Origin of the sequence: Bacillus paramycoides (assembly GCF_001884235.1) — a bacterium.
GTDB lineage: Bacteria > Bacillota > Bacilli > Bacillales > Bacillaceae_G > Bacillus_A > Bacillus_A paramycoides.
On sequence record NZ_MAOI01000066.1, the window covers coordinates 145164 to 162515 of the forward strand.

Annotated in this window: 18 protein-coding genes and 2 riboswitches; of the genes, 12 read left to right on the top strand and 6 right to left on the bottom strand. The window is 36.0% G+C overall.

Annotation, left to right across the window (positions count from 1 at the left end; translation table 11 throughout):
• The first annotated feature begins 12 nt into the window (after positions 1 to 12).
• From BAU28_RS11420 to glcK, 3 genes are all read left to right on the top strand, one after another.
• Positions 13 to 591, top strand: a complete 579-nt coding sequence (locus BAU28_RS11420; RefSeq protein ID WP_071718614.1) for a 5-formyltetrahydrofolate cyclo-ligase — start codon at positions 13 to 15, stop codon at positions 589 to 591.
• Positions 592 to 694: 103 nt separating this feature from the next.
• Positions 695 to 895 carry a YqgQ family protein gene (locus BAU28_RS11425; protein WP_002173470.1) on the top strand — a complete coding sequence of 67 codons (201 nt, stop codon included), beginning with the start codon at positions 695 to 697 and terminating at the stop codon, positions 893 to 895.
• Between the two features lie 30 nt (positions 896 to 925).
• Positions 926 to 1909 (top strand): glucokinase, encoded by a 984-nt coding sequence (glcK, locus tag BAU28_RS11430; RefSeq protein ID WP_002173469.1) that lies wholly within the window; start codon positions 926 to 928, stop codon positions 1907 to 1909.
• Positions 1910 to 1990: 81 nt separating this feature from the next.
• Here the strand turns inward: glcK and BAU28_RS11435 are convergent, their stop codons facing one another.
• The gene (locus tag BAU28_RS11435) at positions 1991 to 2164 is read right to left on the bottom strand and encodes a DUF2759 domain-containing protein (protein WP_025147434.1); all 174 of its coding nucleotides are present in this window, start codon (positions 2162 to 2164) and stop codon (positions 1991 to 1993) included.
• 169 nt (positions 2165 to 2333) lie between these two features.
• On the opposite strand from BAU28_RS11435, the gene BAU28_RS11440 reads away from it, so the two are divergent.
• Positions 2334 to 2963: an MBL fold metallo-hydrolase gene (locus BAU28_RS11440; protein ID WP_071718615.1), complete on the top strand. Its 630-nt coding sequence runs from the start codon at positions 2334 to 2336 to the stop codon at positions 2961 to 2963.
• 9 nt (positions 2964 to 2972) lie between these two features.
• Positions 2973 to 4085 (top strand): class I SAM-dependent methyltransferase, encoded by a 1113-nt coding sequence (locus BAU28_RS11445; protein ID WP_071718616.1) that lies wholly within the window; start codon positions 2973 to 2975, stop codon positions 4083 to 4085.
• Between the two features lie 145 nt (positions 4086 to 4230).
• Here BAU28_RS11445 and BAU28_RS11450 read toward each other — a convergent pair whose 3' ends face one another.
• From BAU28_RS11450 to metI, 4 genes are all read right to left on the bottom strand, one after another.
• Entirely contained in the window at positions 4231 to 4521 is a 291-nt protein-coding gene (locus tag BAU28_RS11450; RefSeq protein WP_000894375.1) for an ArsR/SmtB family transcription factor, read from the bottom strand.
• A 433-nt stretch (positions 4522 to 4954) separates the two neighbouring features.
• On the bottom strand, positions 4955 to 5467 hold the full coding sequence (locus tag BAU28_RS11455; protein ID WP_071718617.1) for a cysteine hydrolase family protein: 513 nt from the start codon (positions 5465 to 5467) through the stop codon (positions 4955 to 4957).
• A gap of 337 nt (positions 5468 to 5804) precedes the next feature.
• Positions 5805 to 6968 (bottom strand): cystathionine beta-lyase, encoded by a 1164-nt coding sequence (metC, locus tag BAU28_RS11460; RefSeq protein ID WP_002173464.1) that lies wholly within the window; start codon positions 6966 to 6968, stop codon positions 5805 to 5807.
• Positions 6965 to 8077: a cystathionine gamma-synthase/O-acetylhomoserine thiolyase gene (metI, locus tag BAU28_RS11465; protein ID WP_071718618.1), complete on the bottom strand. Its 1113-nt coding sequence runs from the start codon at positions 8075 to 8077 to the stop codon at positions 6965 to 6967. Before metI ends, metC begins: the two co-directional genes overlap by 4 nt.
• A gap of 94 nt (positions 8078 to 8171) precedes the next feature.
• Positions 8172 to 8285: riboswitch (SAM riboswitch) on the bottom strand.
• 204 nt (positions 8286 to 8489) lie between these two features.
• Positions 8490 to 8599: riboswitch (SAM riboswitch) on the top strand.
• A gap of 70 nt (positions 8600 to 8669) precedes the next feature.
• Between metI and BAU28_RS11470 the strand changes: the two genes are divergently transcribed.
• From BAU28_RS11470 to BAU28_RS11495, 6 genes are all read left to right on the top strand, one after another.
• On the top strand, positions 8670 to 10520 hold the full coding sequence (locus BAU28_RS11470) for a bifunctional homocysteine S-methyltransferase/methylenetetrahydrofolate reductase (RefSeq protein WP_071718619.1): 1851 nt from the start codon (positions 8670 to 8672) through the stop codon (positions 10518 to 10520).
• Positions 10520 to 13918, top strand: a complete 3399-nt coding sequence (metH, locus tag BAU28_RS11475; protein ID WP_071718620.1) for a methionine synthase — start codon at positions 10520 to 10522, stop codon at positions 13916 to 13918. Before BAU28_RS11470 ends, metH begins: the two co-directional genes overlap by 1 nt.
• Before the next feature lie 18 nt (positions 13919 to 13936).
• Positions 13937 to 14995, top strand: a complete 1059-nt coding sequence (locus tag BAU28_RS11480) for an undecaprenyldiphospho-muramoylpentapeptide beta-N-acetylglucosaminyltransferase (RefSeq protein ID WP_071718621.1) — start codon at positions 13937 to 13939, stop codon at positions 14993 to 14995.
• Positions 14996 to 15090: 95 nt separating this feature from the next.
• Positions 15091 to 15351 carry a DUF3966 domain-containing protein gene (locus BAU28_RS11485; RefSeq protein ID WP_025147442.1) on the top strand — a complete coding sequence of 87 codons (261 nt, stop codon included), beginning with the start codon at positions 15091 to 15093 and terminating at the stop codon, positions 15349 to 15351.
• Between the two features lie 80 nt (positions 15352 to 15431).
• Positions 15432 to 15806, top strand: a complete 375-nt coding sequence (locus BAU28_RS11490; protein WP_071718622.1) for a nucleoside 2-deoxyribosyltransferase — start codon at positions 15432 to 15434, stop codon at positions 15804 to 15806.
• A 79-nt stretch (positions 15807 to 15885) separates the two neighbouring features.
• Positions 15886 to 16374 carry a hypothetical protein gene (locus BAU28_RS11495; protein ID WP_071718623.1) on the top strand — a complete coding sequence of 163 codons (489 nt, stop codon included), beginning with the start codon at positions 15886 to 15888 and terminating at the stop codon, positions 16372 to 16374.
• Between the two features lie 35 nt (positions 16375 to 16409).
• Here the strand turns inward: BAU28_RS11495 and BAU28_RS11500 are convergent, their stop codons facing one another.
• Positions 16410 to 16721, bottom strand: coding sequence for a hypothetical protein (locus tag BAU28_RS11500; RefSeq protein ID WP_071718624.1), 312 nt, complete (start codon positions 16719 to 16721; stop codon positions 16410 to 16412).
• 252 nt (positions 16722 to 16973) lie between these two features.
• Here BAU28_RS11500 and BAU28_RS11505 point away from each other — a divergent pair, with 252 nt between their 5' ends.
• Positions 16974 to 17189: a DUF3912 family protein gene (locus BAU28_RS11505; protein WP_071718625.1), complete on the top strand. Its 216-nt coding sequence runs from the start codon at positions 16974 to 16976 to the stop codon at positions 17187 to 17189.
• Positions 17190 to 17352 lie beyond the last annotated feature (163 nt).

The following is a 17352-nucleotide window of genomic DNA, read 5'->3' on the forward strand; positions in this document are numbered from 1 at the left end:
GGGGAAAAGTGTGTGAAGGAAGAGAAAATACGTTTGCGTAAACAAATAATAGAACACATGAATTCTTTATCAGAAGAACAGTATATAACTTTATCGGAACAAATTGCAGTTTCGTTGTATGTGCAAAAAGAGTGGGTTGAAGCTAAAACAATCGGAATAACTCTCTCAATGGAACATGAAGTAGATACATATCCTATTATTGAAAAAGCGTGGAAAGAAGGAAAGAAAGTAGTTGTCCCGAAGTGTAATAGAGGGACAAGGACGATGTCTTTCCGGCAAATTAGTAATTTTGAACAATTAGAAACGGTATATATGAATTTGCGTGAACCGATCCCTATGCTTACAGAAGAAGTGGATGCGGATAAAATTAATCTTCAAATCGTGCCAGGCGTAGCTTATACGCAGCGAGGAGAACGGATTGGATATGGTGGGGGCTATTATGATCGTTACCTCGTGCATTATAAAGGGAAAACGCTATCATTAGCTTATGATTTTCAAATAGTAAAACATATTCCGGTAGAGCCATTTGATAAAAATGTAGAAAAAATTATTACAGAAAAAGGAACAATGGTTATAAATGGGCTTGTATAGACAAATAAAAATTGACGAGACTTTTTCTTCTTGATTATAATAAAATATGTGAACGTTTTCTTATTATAATTTTTTATAGTAAGTGAGCATAGAGGGTGATAAAATGATATCCATTTATGATATTCAGCAATTGCTAAAGAAATTTGGCACGATTATTTATACGGGTGATCGGATCGCTGATTTACAATTAATGCAAGATGAGCTACGTGAATTAAATCAATCACAGCTAATCGATCCACAAGACTATCAAACAGCTTTATTTTTGTTGAAGCAAGAAATTCAAAAAGAGATAAATAAAAATTAGATAAGAATTAGATAAAGGTAGGTAAGCAGCATGGAAGAGAAATGGTTGGTTGGTGTTGACCTTGGTGGTACAACGATTAAATTAGCATTTATTAATGTGTACGGTGAAATTTTACATAAGTGGGAAATCCCTACGAATACAAATGAGCAAGGAAAACATATTACACTTGATGTAGCGAAAGCTATCGATAAAAAGTTAGAAGAGTTAGGTGAATTAAAAAGCAAGTTGATTGGTATTGGTATGGGAGCTCCTGGTCCTGTACATGTGGCATCTGGAATGATCTATGAAGCGGTTAATTTAGGATGGAAAAACTATCCGTTAAAAGATTTACTAGAAGTAGAAACAGGGTTACCTGTTGTAATTGATAATGATGCAAACTTAGCGGCGCTTGGTGAAATGTGGAAAGGTGCTGGTGAAGGAGCAAAAGATTTAATTTGTATGACACTTGGCACTGGTGTTGGTGGCGGTGTAATCGCCAATGGTGAGATTGTACACGGTGTAAGTGGTGCTGCCGGTGAGATTGGACATATTACAGTAGTAACAGAGAATGCTTTCCCATGTAATTGCGGGAAGTCTGGTTGCTTAGAAACAGTAGCATCTGCAACGGGTATTGTGCGTGTTGCTATGCAAAAAATACAAGAGACTGATAAAGAGAGTATGTTACGTTCTATGTTAGCAGAAGAGGGGCGTATTACATCAAAAGATGTATTTGAAGCACATGGACAAGGTGATGAACTAGCAGGCGAAGTAGTAGAAAAAGTAGCTTCTTATTTAGGATTAGCTGTAGCAAACCTTTCTAGTACGTTGAACCCTGAGAAAATTGTAATTGGTGGTGGCGTATCTAAAGCTGGTGACGCACTATTAGAGCCAATTCAACGCTACTTTGAGCAATATGCTTTCTCACGCGCTGTAAAGAGCACGAAGTTAGCCATTGCAACACTTGGCAATGATGCTGGTGTTATTGGAGGAGCGTGGCTTGTAAAAAAGCACAAATACGAGGCAAAGATGATATAAGTAGTGAAATATGAGAAGAGGAAGGGGCAGCCCTTCCTCTTTTTATGCAAAATCTTGATGAAGAATAAAACTGCAAATGAATTAAGCTGTTGGTGGGTACCCACTATAGAGAACAGTCATGATTGTAAACCATCCGAAAACGAGTACAGTTGCAATAGCAAAGCCGCTCGCGAATAAGTTTTTTTCACGAAGTGTTCTAAGTGTAGCAAATACAGCTAACAGAGTGACTAGCGCAAAAATAATAACAAGGCCCATACAATATCCTCCTCTGTCTACCCATTATTATAATGAGTTTTTGGAATATTTACTCTTTTATATTGTACATGTTTTAAAAATGATTGTCGAGATAGCATCCTTTCTTTTCCTAAGAGAAAGAAATGTTGTATCATTAAAAGTAAGTTTAATAACTGGAGGAGATTTTTATATGAAATGGACACAAATGCCGTTAGGCCCATTACAAACAAATGCTTATATTTTAATGAACGATCAAAATGAGTGTATTATCTTTGATCCTGGTCATGAAGGAGAGAAACTTGTTACATATTTACAAGAAGAACAAATAAAACCGCTGGCGGTTTTATTAACACATGCTCATTTTGATCATATTGGTGCTGTTGATGCGGTAAGAGACGCTTTTCATATTCCTGTATACGTACATAAAGAAGAAGCGGATTGGTTAGGGGATGCAACTGTGAATGGATCACAAATTTTTATGATGAACCGCAGTATTACAGCAAAACCAGCAGATCATATTATTGATGCAGAGGGTGCATTAACAATTGGTTCATTTAATTTTGAAATTTTTGAGACGCCAGGACATTCTCCAGGGAGCATTTCTTATTATTGTAAAGAGGCAAATGCTGTATTTTCTGGTGATGTATTATTCCAAATGAGCATCGGAAGAACAGATTTACCTGGCGGAAGCTTTGCCGAATTAATTGGAAGCATTGAAGAGAAATTATTTGTATTACCAGATGAAACAGCGGTGCTATGTGGACATGGTCCAGAAACAAGCATTGGTTTTGAAAAAGAAAATAATCCATTTTTACAATAAGGAGTCATTATGGGGATGGAGCTCATTTTAAGAGAATGGATGGGGAAAGAGAAGGATTATTCAATTTCATATAGTACGTATATGAACCTCGTATTGTATACAGAAGAACATGGCTATTATATGAAGGAACGTGACAAGATTGGAAGGCATGGGGATTTTTTTACAAGTAGCAACGTATCCTCTGTTTTTGCAAAAACTTTTGCTAAGTTTTTTATTCGTCTTGTTGAAAATGGTGAAGTTTCTCCAAATATTTGTGAGATTGGTGGGGGAACAGGAAAATTTGCCTATGATGTTTTACAAGAATGGAAACAATTATCTCCGGAAACTTTTATCAATGTAAACTATTCAATTATTGAAGTGAGCCCTTTTCATAGAAAATTACAGCAGGAGAGTCTTTGCTCATTTAATAATGTGTCGTATTATACATCTTATATTGAAATAGGAGAGTCTTTCGAAGGGATTATTTTTTCGAATGAATTATTTGATGCGTTTCCTGTTGAAGTAGTTGAGAAAAGAAATGGAATTTTGTATGAAGTACGTATCACGTATACAGATGATGGGAACCTTGCAGAAGTATTTAGACCGATAGAGAAAAAAATCGGTCGTTACTTATTGAAATATAACATTCATATTGCGGAAGGACAGCGTTTTGAAGTGCCTATTGCAATGGAAGAGTATATAGAAGAGATTGCGAAATGGTTTCAAAAAGGTATATGTATTACAGTTGATTATGGATACACAAAAGAAGAATGGATGCATCCTGCACATCACGAAGGAAGTTTACGAGGGTATTACCAACATAAACTAATACGTAATCCTCTAGCACATCCAGGTGAAATGGATCTTACTACTCATATTCATTGGGATGAGCTGAAGGAGATTTTTAGCCTTCAAGGAATGAGTGTAGTATGGCATAAGAAGCAATCTGAGTTTTTGTTAGCTGCAGGAATATTAGAGCAGCTTACGAGTCATCAAGATACGAATCCTTTTTCTGAAACTCAAAAACAAAATCGAGCAGTTCGTTCTATGATTTTGAACGGAGGGCTAGGGAGTGCCTTTGATGTTGTTATACATACAAAAGATATGCAAAAATTACATTTGAATCGGTATTTAACAATATGAAAAAAACAAGACACAGCCTATTTCTGTGTCTTGTTTTTTAATACGACTTATGTAGTATTATATATTTCCTCTCATGATATATATTTATATTAAAGATATGAGATGAAAAATATAGAATACGTTCTTTTTCTCTGTCTATTGGTCCCTAACCTAATAATACGCGAACGAGTTGAATAATTGTTTCGTTTTCTACTTTGTAGTAAATTTCTAATCCTTTTCTTTCACTAGAAACGATTTTAGCACTTTTTAACTTTGCTAAATGCTGTGAAATTGTAGATTGTGGCATGTTTAAGCCTGTGTACATTGTAGAAACGTTGCTTGGGCCACGTTCAATTAATCCCTTTACAATACATAAGCGAACAGGATGAGCAAGCACTTTCAATAATTCTGCATTGCTTTCATATAGTTCTATTTCTTTTTGAAAGGTTTCTAACATGTTCTTTTCCACCTCCGTGTGAGCTGTTATACCATACTATACATACCAAAAAATTAGAGAAAAGAAAACAGTTGTTGCAGAAAAAAAGTCCTAAAGTAAAGAAATTGTAAGAAAAGAGACCCTGATGTAAATAAAATAGATAAATTTGTACAGTTTTGTAAAATGATATTTTTGGGTGAAAATTTTGATGCGTTTTAAAAATTGAAAGATATAGATATATTTGTAACACAATTTTATCATGATTTTCTTATTCTTTCAAATGAATATACAAAATTTTTAAAATAATGCAAAAAAGGAATTATAATGTTATATATAGAATATAAAACAGGTTAAAATAAAAGAAGCCGAATGTAATCAGCTTCTTTATGGTGATAATGAAATACTTGAGTGTAGCTGATAAATCTTAGCATGATCAAGTCATTAATCATTTATTCTAGAGTTCATTTCTTATCAACTTTAAAAATCTGTTGTTCCATATATTCTCATAAAAATCAATCGTCTCTTGTGCAGACATAAATGAATTATTCAGAGTAGAGGTTGCTTTCTGTACCATGAAGTTTTCGTATCCTAATCCATGAGAAAATTTAATTGTAGCATCCATACAGTATTCTGTTTGGGCACCGCAAAATTCAATGCGATGTACAGATAATTTGTCTAAAATCTCTTTTAAGTTTGTTTTATAAAATGAATTTGCATGTGTTTTTCTTACAAAAAAATCTTGTTCTTGAACATCTAGATTGGCATGAATAGCCCAAAGTTCTTCTGCAGGTACTAATTCTTCATCGCAGTGTTGAACAAAAATGATTGGTTTATGCAATTCTCGATATAAGGCGATTCTATTATTTACTTTAGTGAGTAAATTTTGTAAATCAAATAAATGGTCTCCGTTGTAACATACGCCATTTTGTAAATCGATAACGATTAAAACATCTGCACAAGTCTCCATTATTTTTACCTCTTTCACTTTACAATATATTAATAATTCTATCATTTGAGGATGTATTATGCACTCTTGTTTTGTAATGAATTATAGAAAGATACGAAGAAATCAAAAAAGAATTGGATATATTAGACAACATAAAAAGATGATATGAGAACCAAATTTCATATCATCTTTTTAAATAACTATTTTATCCCGCTATTTGTGGGAGTCGGGCTGCCCGTAAAAGCCCAATTGGTGAGGGCTAATAATCAGTGGGGGATGAACAAAACCCCCACTGATTAAAGTTTCACTTTATTTGTTGAAGAATTTTATTATTCGTACACAGCTTCGTTTCTTTCATTTATGCATTTATAGGTTCTTCTACATAAGAAAGAGCATTCTCGAAATCAGATATTAAATCGTTAACATTTTCAAGACCAACCGATAAACGAAGTAATGAGTTGGAAATCCCTCTTTCATCACGTGCTTCCTGTGATAAAGCTGCATGTGACATTTTTGCTGGATATGAAAGAATAGATTCAACAGCTCCTAGACTAACCGCAAAAACGGGTAATTTAACTTTCGATAAAAATTGGCGCAGTGCATCTTCGGATTGTAAGGTGAAAGATAAAACAGCCCCAGCCGATGTTGCTTGAGATTGTTGAATACTATAGCCAAGATGTGATTGTAATCCAGGATAATAGACATTTTGAACTTTAGAGTGCTCTTGTAAAAAATGTGCAATTTTATTGGCATTGGTAGCTGAATGTTCGAGACGTACATGCAATGTTTTCAGACCGCGAAGCACGAGAGAACAATCTTGAGGTCCTAAAATAGCACCAAAAGCATTTTGTAGAAAGCCGAGCTTTTGAGCGAGCTCTTCATCTTTTACGACAGCTAATCCGGCGGTGACATCGCTATGACCAGCAATAAATTTTGTTGCACTATGAAGTACGACATCGGCCCCAAGATCAAGCGGCTTTTGAAATAGTGGTGTCAAAAATGTATTATCTACAAATGTAAGAGCATTGATTGATTTCGCTAATTCACAAACGGCACGAATATTCGTTACTTTTAATAGTGGATTAGAAGGCGTTTCGATGTAAAAGAGTTTTGTATTCGATTTAATATTTTGTCTCACTTCTTCTAAATTGGTCATATCAACAAATGTGTGTGAAACACCATAACGGGAGAGAACTTCAGTAACAATTCGATAAGTGCCGCCATATACATCTTCTGAAATAAGAACATGGTCACCTTGCGAAAGAAGGAGAAATGCAGTAGAAATTGCTGCAATGCCTGATGCAAAGGCGAATCCTTTTGTTCCACCTTCTAATAAAGCAATGATATCTTCAAGAGCTTCACGTGTTGGATTACCAGATCGACTATAGTCATACTTTCCGAAAGTATCTACATCAAACTGGTGAAATGTTGATGTGTTATAGATGGGAACGTTAACAGCTCCTGTTTGTGAGTCATGCTTATATTGATTATGCAGTAAAAGCGTATCTACGGAATAACTCATATTCTTACACCTTCTTTTACAAGTTTAATGGCTTGTTTTAAGTCTTGAATTAAATCGTTACTATTTTCAATGCCAACGGAGAATCGAAGAAGACGATTGCATACACCGTTTGCCGTTCTGATTTCTTCAGGAATATCAGCATGCGTTTGTGTAGCTGGATAAGTCATTAAACTTTCCACACCGCCAAGACTTTCAGCGAATGTAATTAAGGATAAAGATTGTAAGAATGGATTAATCCATGTTTCATCTTGAAGACGAAATGAAATCATACCGCCTCTTCCTGGATAAAATACATCCGTCACACCGTCTTCATTGTTTAAATAAGCAACAACTGCTTTCGCATTGTCTTCATGTTGTCTCATGCGAAGCGCTAAAGTTTTCATACCACGAATTAATAGCCATGAGTCAAATGGACTTAGGACAGCACCAGAGGCATTATGATAATGAGCGATTTCTTCACAAAGTTCCTTGCCTTTTGCAATGACAAGTCCGCTTAGTACATCGTTATGCCCACCTAAATATTTCGTTGCACTATGAAGTACGATATCGGCACCTTCTGTTAATGGTTGCTGTATATAAGGTGTATAGAATGTATTGTCTACAATAAGAAGTAGTCCATGCCTTTTTGCTACACTTGCGACAGCTGCGATATCAGTAACTTGCATTAGTGGATTAGTCGGGGTTTCTATAAAAATAGCTTTTGTTTCAGTTGTGATAGCTTGCTCAATTTGTTTAATAGATTGTGTATTTACGTATCTACATCGAACATTCCACTTTTTTTCATGCTCAGAAAATAATCGATACGTTCCCCCATATAAATCTTCAGATACAATAAGTTCGTTTCCAGAACGGAATAACGAAAGGACAAGGAGAACAGCTGCCATTCCTGAGCTACAGGCATAACCTTGATCGCCATTTTCTAGGTCTGCGATTGCTTGTTCTAAAAGACCTCGAGTTGGATTTCCAGTCCTTGAATAGTCAAATCCTGTGGATCTACCAATCCCTTCATGCCGATAAGCAGTTGAGAAATAAACTGGTGGATTAACAGTTCCTGTTGTAGTTTCGCTACGATTCCCGATTTGTGCTAGTTTTGTTTCGATTGTTGACATGTGAAAATTCCCCCTTTGTAAAGTGAACGACTATGTGAATGTAAAATAAAAAAAGCCTTCTAAGAAGAAGGCTTTCGGTTTGAATAGAGTCTTCTTCTCATCTGTCAAATCTTTCACAATTTGCTGGAATTAGCACCTTATTAACGAATGAACGTTAATGGTTGCTGAGGCGTCATAGGGCCAGTCCCTCTACCTCTCTAGATAAGAATGTTCATATGAAATTTTTATTATGTTTTTTACTTTACAACAAAAGATGATTGAATTGAAACTTTATTTTAAATAATTTTTATTTTCCCGCAAGTATCATTGACTTTTATTTTTGTGCATGCTAAATTTATTAAAAAATTAACAAACATTGTTAAAAGGGGAGCGCATTTCCTTTTAGCTACATAAATAAAATAATAAAGACAAACTCTTATTGAGAGCGGTGGAGGGAAAGGCCCTGTGAAACCCGGCAACCTTCAAACGAAAAGTTTGAAACGGTGCTAATACCTGCAAAACGAATGTTTTGCATAATAAGAGGAGGAACGATTATGTCCCCCTCTTCAAAGTGAAGAGGGGGTTTTTATATTGATAGAAATGAGGGAGATACGTGAAATTACTAGATTTATTATCAAAAGGAATTGTAATAGGTGACGGTGCGGTTGGAACGTTATTACATTCGCATGGTTTACAAAGTAGTTTTGAAGAATTGAATTTGTCTGATCCGGACTTAATTATATCAATCCATAAACAATATGTAGCTGCTGGAGCGGATATTATTCAAACGAATACGTATGGGGCAAATGAAGCGAAATTACGTATGTATGGCTTGGAAAATCAAGTTGTCCAAATTAATAAAGCGGCGGTGAAGCTTGCGAAAGCATCAGTAACAGAGCGGAATGCAATTTTAGGGACAATTGGCGGTATGAAACATATTGGAGCTGTTACAACGACTGATATAGAGCGAGAATTTATGCTACTTGAGCAGGCAGGTGCTTTACTAGAAGAACAGGTTGATGGATTACTATTAGAAACTTTTTATGATGAATTTGAATTATTGCATGCCGTTAAAGTATTGCGTAAACAAACGAATATTCCGATTGTAGCTCAGTTAGCGTTACATGAGGCAGGTACGACTCAAAATGGGAATGATGTAAATGAAATATTAAAACAGCTTTTAGATTACGGTGCAAATGTCGTTGGATTGAACTGTCAACTAGGACCACTTCATATGACGGAAGCTTTCAAAATGATATCGATCCCTCAAGATGGCTATTTATCAGCATATCCGAATGCAGGTCTCCCAAATTATGTGGAGGGGCGTTACGTGTATGAGGGGAGTCCAGCATATTTTGAAGAGATGACACCAGAATTTATTGAACAAGGTATTCGTTTATTAGGCGGTTGTTGTGGTACTACCCCGGAACATATTGCAGGAATGAAACGTGCTATTGCAAATATTGCCCCCGTAATAGCAAAGGAGACGATTCCAAGGCCTAAAGTGGTCCATACACACGAGAAGCGTTCGAGAGCTCATGTTACTCTCGCGGAGAAGGCAAAGAAACAAACGACAGTTGTAGTGGAATTAGATCCACCGAAAACGTTAGATACGCAGCGATTCTTTGAAGGGGCAAGAGCACTGAAAAGGGCTGGAGCGGATGCTATTACTCTAGCAGATAATTCATTAGCATCTCCTCGCGTTTCTAATATGGCTATGGGTGCATTATTAACGAAGCATGATATTCCAGTATTGACGCATTTAACGTGTAGAGATCATAACGTCATTGGATTGCAGTCTCATTTGCTTGGATTATCAGCATTAGGTATGGAGGAAGTGTTAGCTTTAACTGGTGATCCAGCGCGTGTTGGTGATTTCCCAGGTGCAACTTCTGTATATGATTTGTCATCTATCGAGCTAATTAAAATGATTAAAGAGATGAACGATGGTCGTTCTATTTTAGGGAAATCAATCGGCCCGGCAACAAGATTTTCTGTCGGAGGTGCATTCAATCCACATGTAAGACATTTAAAAGCAGCGGTAAAACGAATGGAAAGAAAAATAGATGCTGGAGCAGAGTACTTCTTAACTCAGCCGATTTATGATGTAGCTTTAATTAAAGAAGTATATGAAGCGACAAAGCATTTGGAACAACCTATTTTTATTGGAATTATGCCGTTAGTAAGTAAGCGGAATGCCGATTTTCTTCATTTTGAAGTGCCGGGTATTACTCTTCCAGAAGAGATAAGGCAAAGAATGGATGGACATGAAACGAAAGAGACAGCTATCGAAGAAGGAATTCGTATTTCACAACAATTAATTGATGCGGCGATGAAATATTTTAACGGTATTTATCTTATTACGCCGTTTTTAAAATATGAAATTACAGAACATCTCGTGAAATATGTGAGAGAAAAGCAAGAAGTGAAAGAAGTGAAAGAAGTGAAAGAAGGTATTAATTGATGAAACGAATAGAAGAGAGATTACAACATGAAATTTTAATATTAGATGGTGCAATGGGAACGATGATCCAACAAGAAGACTTAACAGCGGAAGATTTTGGAGGAGAAGAATACGAAGGTTGTAATGAATATTTAGTAAAAACAAGACCCGATGTTATTTTAAAGATTCATAAAGCCTATATTGAAGCTGGTGCAGATATTATTGAAACAAATACGTTTGGTGCAACTAATATTGTACTAAGTGATTATGCATTGTCTTATTTAGATGAAGAGTTAAACGAAAGGGCAGCGCTTTTGGCGAAGCAAGCGGTTAAAGAAAGCGGGAAAGAAGTATATGTTGCGGGAGCGATGGGACCAACGACGAAAGCGATTAGTGTTACAGGCGGTGTGACTTTTGAAGAGTTAATCGAAGCATATACAAGGCAAGCGAGAGGATTATTAAGAGGAGAAGTTGATGTATTGCTCGTTGAGACGAGTCAAGATATGCGTAATGTAAAGGCTGCGTATATTGGAATTCAATCGGCGTTTGAAGAACTAAACAAAATAGTACCTATTATGATTTCGGGAACAATTGAGCCGATGGGAACGACTTTAGCAGGGCAAACAATCGAAGCTTTTTATTTATCAATAGAGCATATGAAGCCGTTATCTGTTGGATTAAACTGTGCGACTGGTCCGGAATTTATGAGGGAACATATTCGTTCGCTATCTGATTTATCGGAGTGTTATATTTCTTGTTATCCAAATGCCGGTCTTCCAGATGAAGATGGGCATTATCATGAATCGCCAGCTTCACTTGCTGAAAAAGTAAAACGTTTTGCTGAGGAAGGCTGGATTAATATTATTGGTGGTTGTTGTGGCACAACACCCGCACATATAAGTGCAATGAAATCGGCGCTTGCCTCGATTAATCCTCGTGAGCATCATGAACGAGTTGGACATGGAGTTAGTGGGCTAGAAGCGCTACAATACGATGATTCTATGAGGCCACTATTTGTTGGAGAAAGGACGAACGTAATTGGATCGCGTAAGTTTAAAAGATTAGTAGCAGAAGGGAAATTTGAAGAGGCTGCTGAAGTGGCAAGAGCACAAGTGAAGAAAAATGCTCATATTATTGATATTTGTATGGCGGACCCTGATCGTGACGAAATAGAAGATATGGAAAGATTTTTGGCAGAAGTTACGAAAGTGCTAAAAGTCCCGATTATGATTGATTCGACAGATGAAAATGTTATGGCGAAAGCTCTTACTTATATTCAAGGAAAAGGCGTTATTAACTCTATTAATTTAGAAGATGGAGAAGAACGTTTTAAAAAAGTGACACCTCTTCTTCGGAAATACGGTGCTGCTATAGTTGTAGGGACAATTGATGAAGATGGTATGGCGGTTAGTGCAGAGCGAAAGATAGAGATTGCTAAAAGAAGTTATGAGTTACTAACGAAGAAGTATGGTATACGCCCATCTGATATTATTTTTGATGCGCTTGTGTTTCCTGTAGGAACAGGTGATGAAGAATATATAGGTTCAGCGGCAGCGACTATAGAAGGGATTCGTCTTATTAAAGAAGCGTTACCAGAATGTTTGACTATTTTAGGGGTGAGTAACATATCATTTGGTCTACCGCCGGCCGGCCGAGAAGTGTTAAATTCGGTCTTTCTATATCATGCAACGAAAGCAGGATTAGATTATGCGATTGTCAATACGGAAAAATTAGAGCGCTATGCGTCAATTCCGGAGGAAGAAAAACGTCTTGCAGATGCATTATTATTTGAAACGACGAAAGAGACGTTAGAAGAGTTTACAAACTTTTATCGTGTTGCCAAAACGAAAGATGTCGTTGTACAAGAAACGCTAACGCTTGATGAACGATTAGCAAACTATATTGTAGAAGGTACGAAGCAAGGACTACAAGAAGATTTAAGTCTCGCGCTTACAGAAGGACGAAAACCGCTGGATATTATTAATGGTCCACTTATGACAGGAATGGATGAGGTGGGGCGATTATTTAATAATAATGAGCTTATAGTTGCTGAAGTATTGCAAAGTGCTGAAAGTATGAAAGCTGCCGTAAGCTATTTAGAGCCACATATGGAATCTAGCGATAGTGCGAAAAAAGGGAAAGTATTATTAGCGACCGTTAAAGGGGACGTACATGATATTGGGAAAAACCTTGTTGAAATTATTTTATCAAATAATGGATATGAAATTATTAATTTAGGAATTAATGTTCGTTCGGATAGAATTGTTCAAGAAGTACAAGAAAAGAAACCTGATATCATTGGTCTTTCCGGTTTATTAGTAAAATCAGCTCAACAAATGGTAACGACTGCCGAAGATTTAACAGCAGCGAATATTGATATTCCAATTGTTGTCGGTGGTGCAGCGCTAACGAGAAAGTTTACAGATAATCGTATTTCTCCATCATATAAAGGGCTCGTATGTTATGCGAGTGATGCGATGACTGGCCTTGATATTATTAATCGGTTACAAAAAGAAGAAGAGCGTGAGAAGATGAAGCAAGATAAAAAGGAACGCCATCTTCATATTGTGAAACAAGAGGAGAAGAAAGTAGAAATTCCGGCAGTTATTGAACCTTTACCAAAAGCGACGGTTATAGTGCCCGATTCAACAAAACGAATTGTATTACGCGATATTCCGGTTTCACATCTTTCCCCATTTTTAAATAGACAAATGTTACTCGGGCACCACCTTGGATTAAAAGGAAACGTAAAAAAACTCCTGCAAGAAGGAGATAAAAGAGCGCATGAGCTAAATGACTTAATTGATGAATTATTACAAGAAGGACAATCTTGGTTACGTCCGAAAGCGGTATATCAATTTTTCCCGGCGCAAAGTGATGGACAAAATATCGTTATATACGATCCAGAAGATCATACACGTATTATTGAGCGATTCGAATTTCCGAGACAAGGAAAAGCTCCATACCGTACTTTAGGTGATTACTTACGCCCGATTGGAGATGAGATGGATTATGTTGCTTTCTTATCTGTCACTGTTGGAGAAGGTGTCCGCGATGTTGCAGAGGAATGGAAGGCGAAGGGAGATTATCTACGCAGTCATGCGATTCAATCGTTAGCACTCGAATTAGCAGAGGGGCTCGCAGAGAAAACACATATGTTAATTCGAGATCGCTGGGGAATTCCAGATTCACCAGAACTGACGATGGAGGAACGATTCCGTACAAAATATAGAGGTATTCGTGTTTCATTTGGTTATCCAGCATGCCCAGAACTTGCTGACCAAGAAAAATTATTTCGCTTAATTCACCCAGAGGAAATAGGGATTTCATTAACAGAAGGATTTATGATGGAGCCGGAAGCGTCTGTAACGGCCATGGTATTTTCTCACCCTGAGGCAAGGTATTTTAGTGTACTATAGTGTAGAAGGGGGAGACGTATGAAAAAAATAGTCTTTACAGGTGGCGGTTCGGCAGGACATGTAACACCTAATTTAGCAATTATTCCACATTTACAGGAAAAAAACTGGGACATTTCTTACATCGGTTCTCATCAAGGAATTGAAAAAACGATTATAGAAAAGGAAGGAATTCCGTACTATAGTATTGCAAGTGGGAAGCTACGTCGTTATTTTGATTTGAAAAACATAAAAGATCCTTTCCTTGTGATGAAGGGTGTTATGGATGCGTATATAAGGATTCGTAAACTAAAACCGGATGTTATTTTTTCAAAAGGTGGTTTCGTATCTGTACCAGTCGTAATTGGCGGATGGTTAAATAGGGTGCCAGTTTTGTTACATGAGTCTGATATGACACCTGGACTAGCAAATAAAATTGCGCTCCGTTTTGCCTCAAAAATATTTGTTACATTTGAAGAAGCTGCGAAGCACTTACCGAAAGAGAAAGTAATATATACAGGATCGCCCGTGCGTGAAGAAGTACTAAGAGGAAATCGTGAAAAAGGTTTAGAGTCTCTAGGGTTTTCCCGTAAGAAATCAGTTATTACTGTTATGGGAGGAAGTTTAGGAGCAAAGAAAATTAATGAAACTGTTCGATTGGCACTTCCAGATCTTCTGAAAAATTATCAAATTGTTCATCTTTGCGGAAAAGGAAATCTTGATGAATCATTACAAAATAAAGAAGGATATAGACAATTTGAATATGTACATGGAGAGTTACCAGACATATTAGCAGCAACAGATTTTGTTATTTCACGTGCAGGATCCAATGCGATTTTTGAATTTTTAACATTGCAAAAGCCGATGCTTTTAATTCCGTTATCGAAATCTTCAAGTCGCGGAGATCAAATTTTAAATGCAGAATCCTTTGAAAGACAAGGGTATGCATCGGTATTATATGAAGAGGATGTAACGGTGGACTCGCTTATAAAGCATGTAGAAGAGTTATATCATAATAATGAAACGTATAAAGAAGCGTTAAAAAAATATAATGGAAAAGAAGCGATAAAGACCATTATTAAACATATCTCGGAGGCATGATTTTTAAATCATGCCTTTTTCAATAGAATGAAAGGTTCGAAGAATTGATATATTTATGTTACAATAACAGATGGTTAATAGGGAAATTCCAATTGATTAAGCGTGAAAATACGAATGGATTAGGAGTGACTGTGTTGGAGCTAAGTCTCTATGAAAATACTGCACTTATTATATGCTTTGTGTTGTACGTTGGTAGTGTTATTGTTTATATTTCACGGAAATTTTCACAAGAACGAGAGCTTGAGAAATCAGAAATAACAGCTGAACTAGAAATGTTAGCTGATGAAAGTTATAAAAAACAAAAAATAAAAGAAGACCATGAGGCACCCCATCATTTAAACACAAATAAGTTCTAAAGATGGGGCTTTCTTTTGAAAAAAATCCCATTAACGCTAAAGAAGGAGTTTCCCCATACATAATTAAGGAGTGTATATAAATGAATTTTTATATCGCCTCAGGATTTCAAAATAAACATCTTGTACGCTCTATAGCGAATGAACTGAAAAATTCAGGATGGCACCATACATATGATTGGACCCAAAATGAAAGAGCAGTTAATCAAGAACAATTAAGAGAAATTGGTCAGGCAGAGAAGAATGCTATAAAAGAAGCCGATGTCTTTTTACTTATATTAGATGGCGGAAATGGAAGTCATACAGAGTTTGGAATGGCGATTGCGCTAGAGAAAAAGGTATATATTTATCATGAAGGAAACCCGCTGCAAACAACGTTTTACCATTTGCCAGAGGTAAGTATTTTTGAAGGTGATGCAGAATTGTTTGCATCTCATGTTATAAATAAAGTGAAATAATAGTAACTACCTAAAAGATTATAAAGGTAATCTTTTGGGTACAGTGATGATAAGTAAAGTATATAAAGGAGTTATAAATATGAAATTAGAAAATGGATGGGAAACGAGTTTTTTAGAAGTTGTACAAAAAAGTGAATTCAAGAAAGATGCACTTCTTAGTCAATTGCTTAGTGAGGATAGCGAAGAAGTAGAAGAGCTTGTTGACGATTACGGCTACGAAGAGATTATTGAACGCGAACATGATGATGAGTTAGCTGAAATTTTAGGAGAAGAACTTTTCAGTGAGATGGAACGACACGTATTCTTATCTTCAAAGCCAGAAGAAAAACTTATTTCATTCGTCAATGGATTAGGTTTTCATGTGTTAGATTGGATCGTTCTTCTTGAAACAGAATTTGGCATTGATAGTGCAAACTTTACGTCGGATGCTGTGAAAATGTTAGAAAAACGTTTTAGACAGTTCCCATACATAGAAGATAAAACGATTTTTGATATGACGTTTGGAGAAGCAATGGATGTATTACAATCCGTTACAGGATTACAACTAAAAGAAAAGATGAACATATAATGAAAAAAGAACGTGAGGATATCACGTTCTTTTTTTTACATAATAATAATTTTATCATCTAGCTTTGTTTGTCCAGTAAGAAGAGCATTTAAATACTCTACTTTTCGTATGCAAGTTTGTATATGTCTTTCGACCTCTTGTAACTCTGCTTGGTGATGTGTCTCAATTGGGTGAATTTGTACGTTGAATTTTTCAAATTGACTACTATATGTTATTTCTGCATAGCCGCTCATAATATCGGTTTCGTTATGAAATAAAAATTTCTTTGTTTCTTCACAGAATGATACATCCTGAAAGCCATATACTTTTAATGCTTCAATTACTTTTTTAATCATGTTTGTATTCATTTTTTAACCCTCTTTACGAAGTTCTACTTATATATTATAACATAAAAAATTACATAGAAAGCGCTTCCAAGTGTGTTTTATTATAAACTTTACGTTTCAATCATAAAAATGAAACAAAGAAAAAATAATTGTAAAGAAGGAAGGACTCTTTTATTGTTTCGTCATATATATAGAGAAATAGTGCAATGAAAGGAAATTTTCTGAATTTGAGTTCGTATTTCCAATTTGAGCGCAATAAAAGAGGTGAGAATCTTGAACTTTGATATTGTAGGACAAAAAGCATATATAAAAGATGGCCCGCATCGGAACCGAATTGGAATTGTAAAGAAAAAGGAAAAACAATTAGAGACATATTTTGTAATTGTAATTGGTGATCAAAGTATTGATGTAGAGCTAAAGGATATTGTTTTAGTTGGAGTAGATGTGCGGCAATTTCATGAATGGTGCGAGCAAAATGGTTATTTGTAAAAGGGACGGGCTGTGAGAAAATAAAAGATGTTGGTAGAGCTTTATTGATAGTATTTGAGACGATATGTTATGCCTTATGTTTGAAAGATAAAGTGAAACTTTAATCAGTGGGGGTTTTGTTCATCCCCCACTGATTATTAGTTGAACCAATCGGGCGTTTACG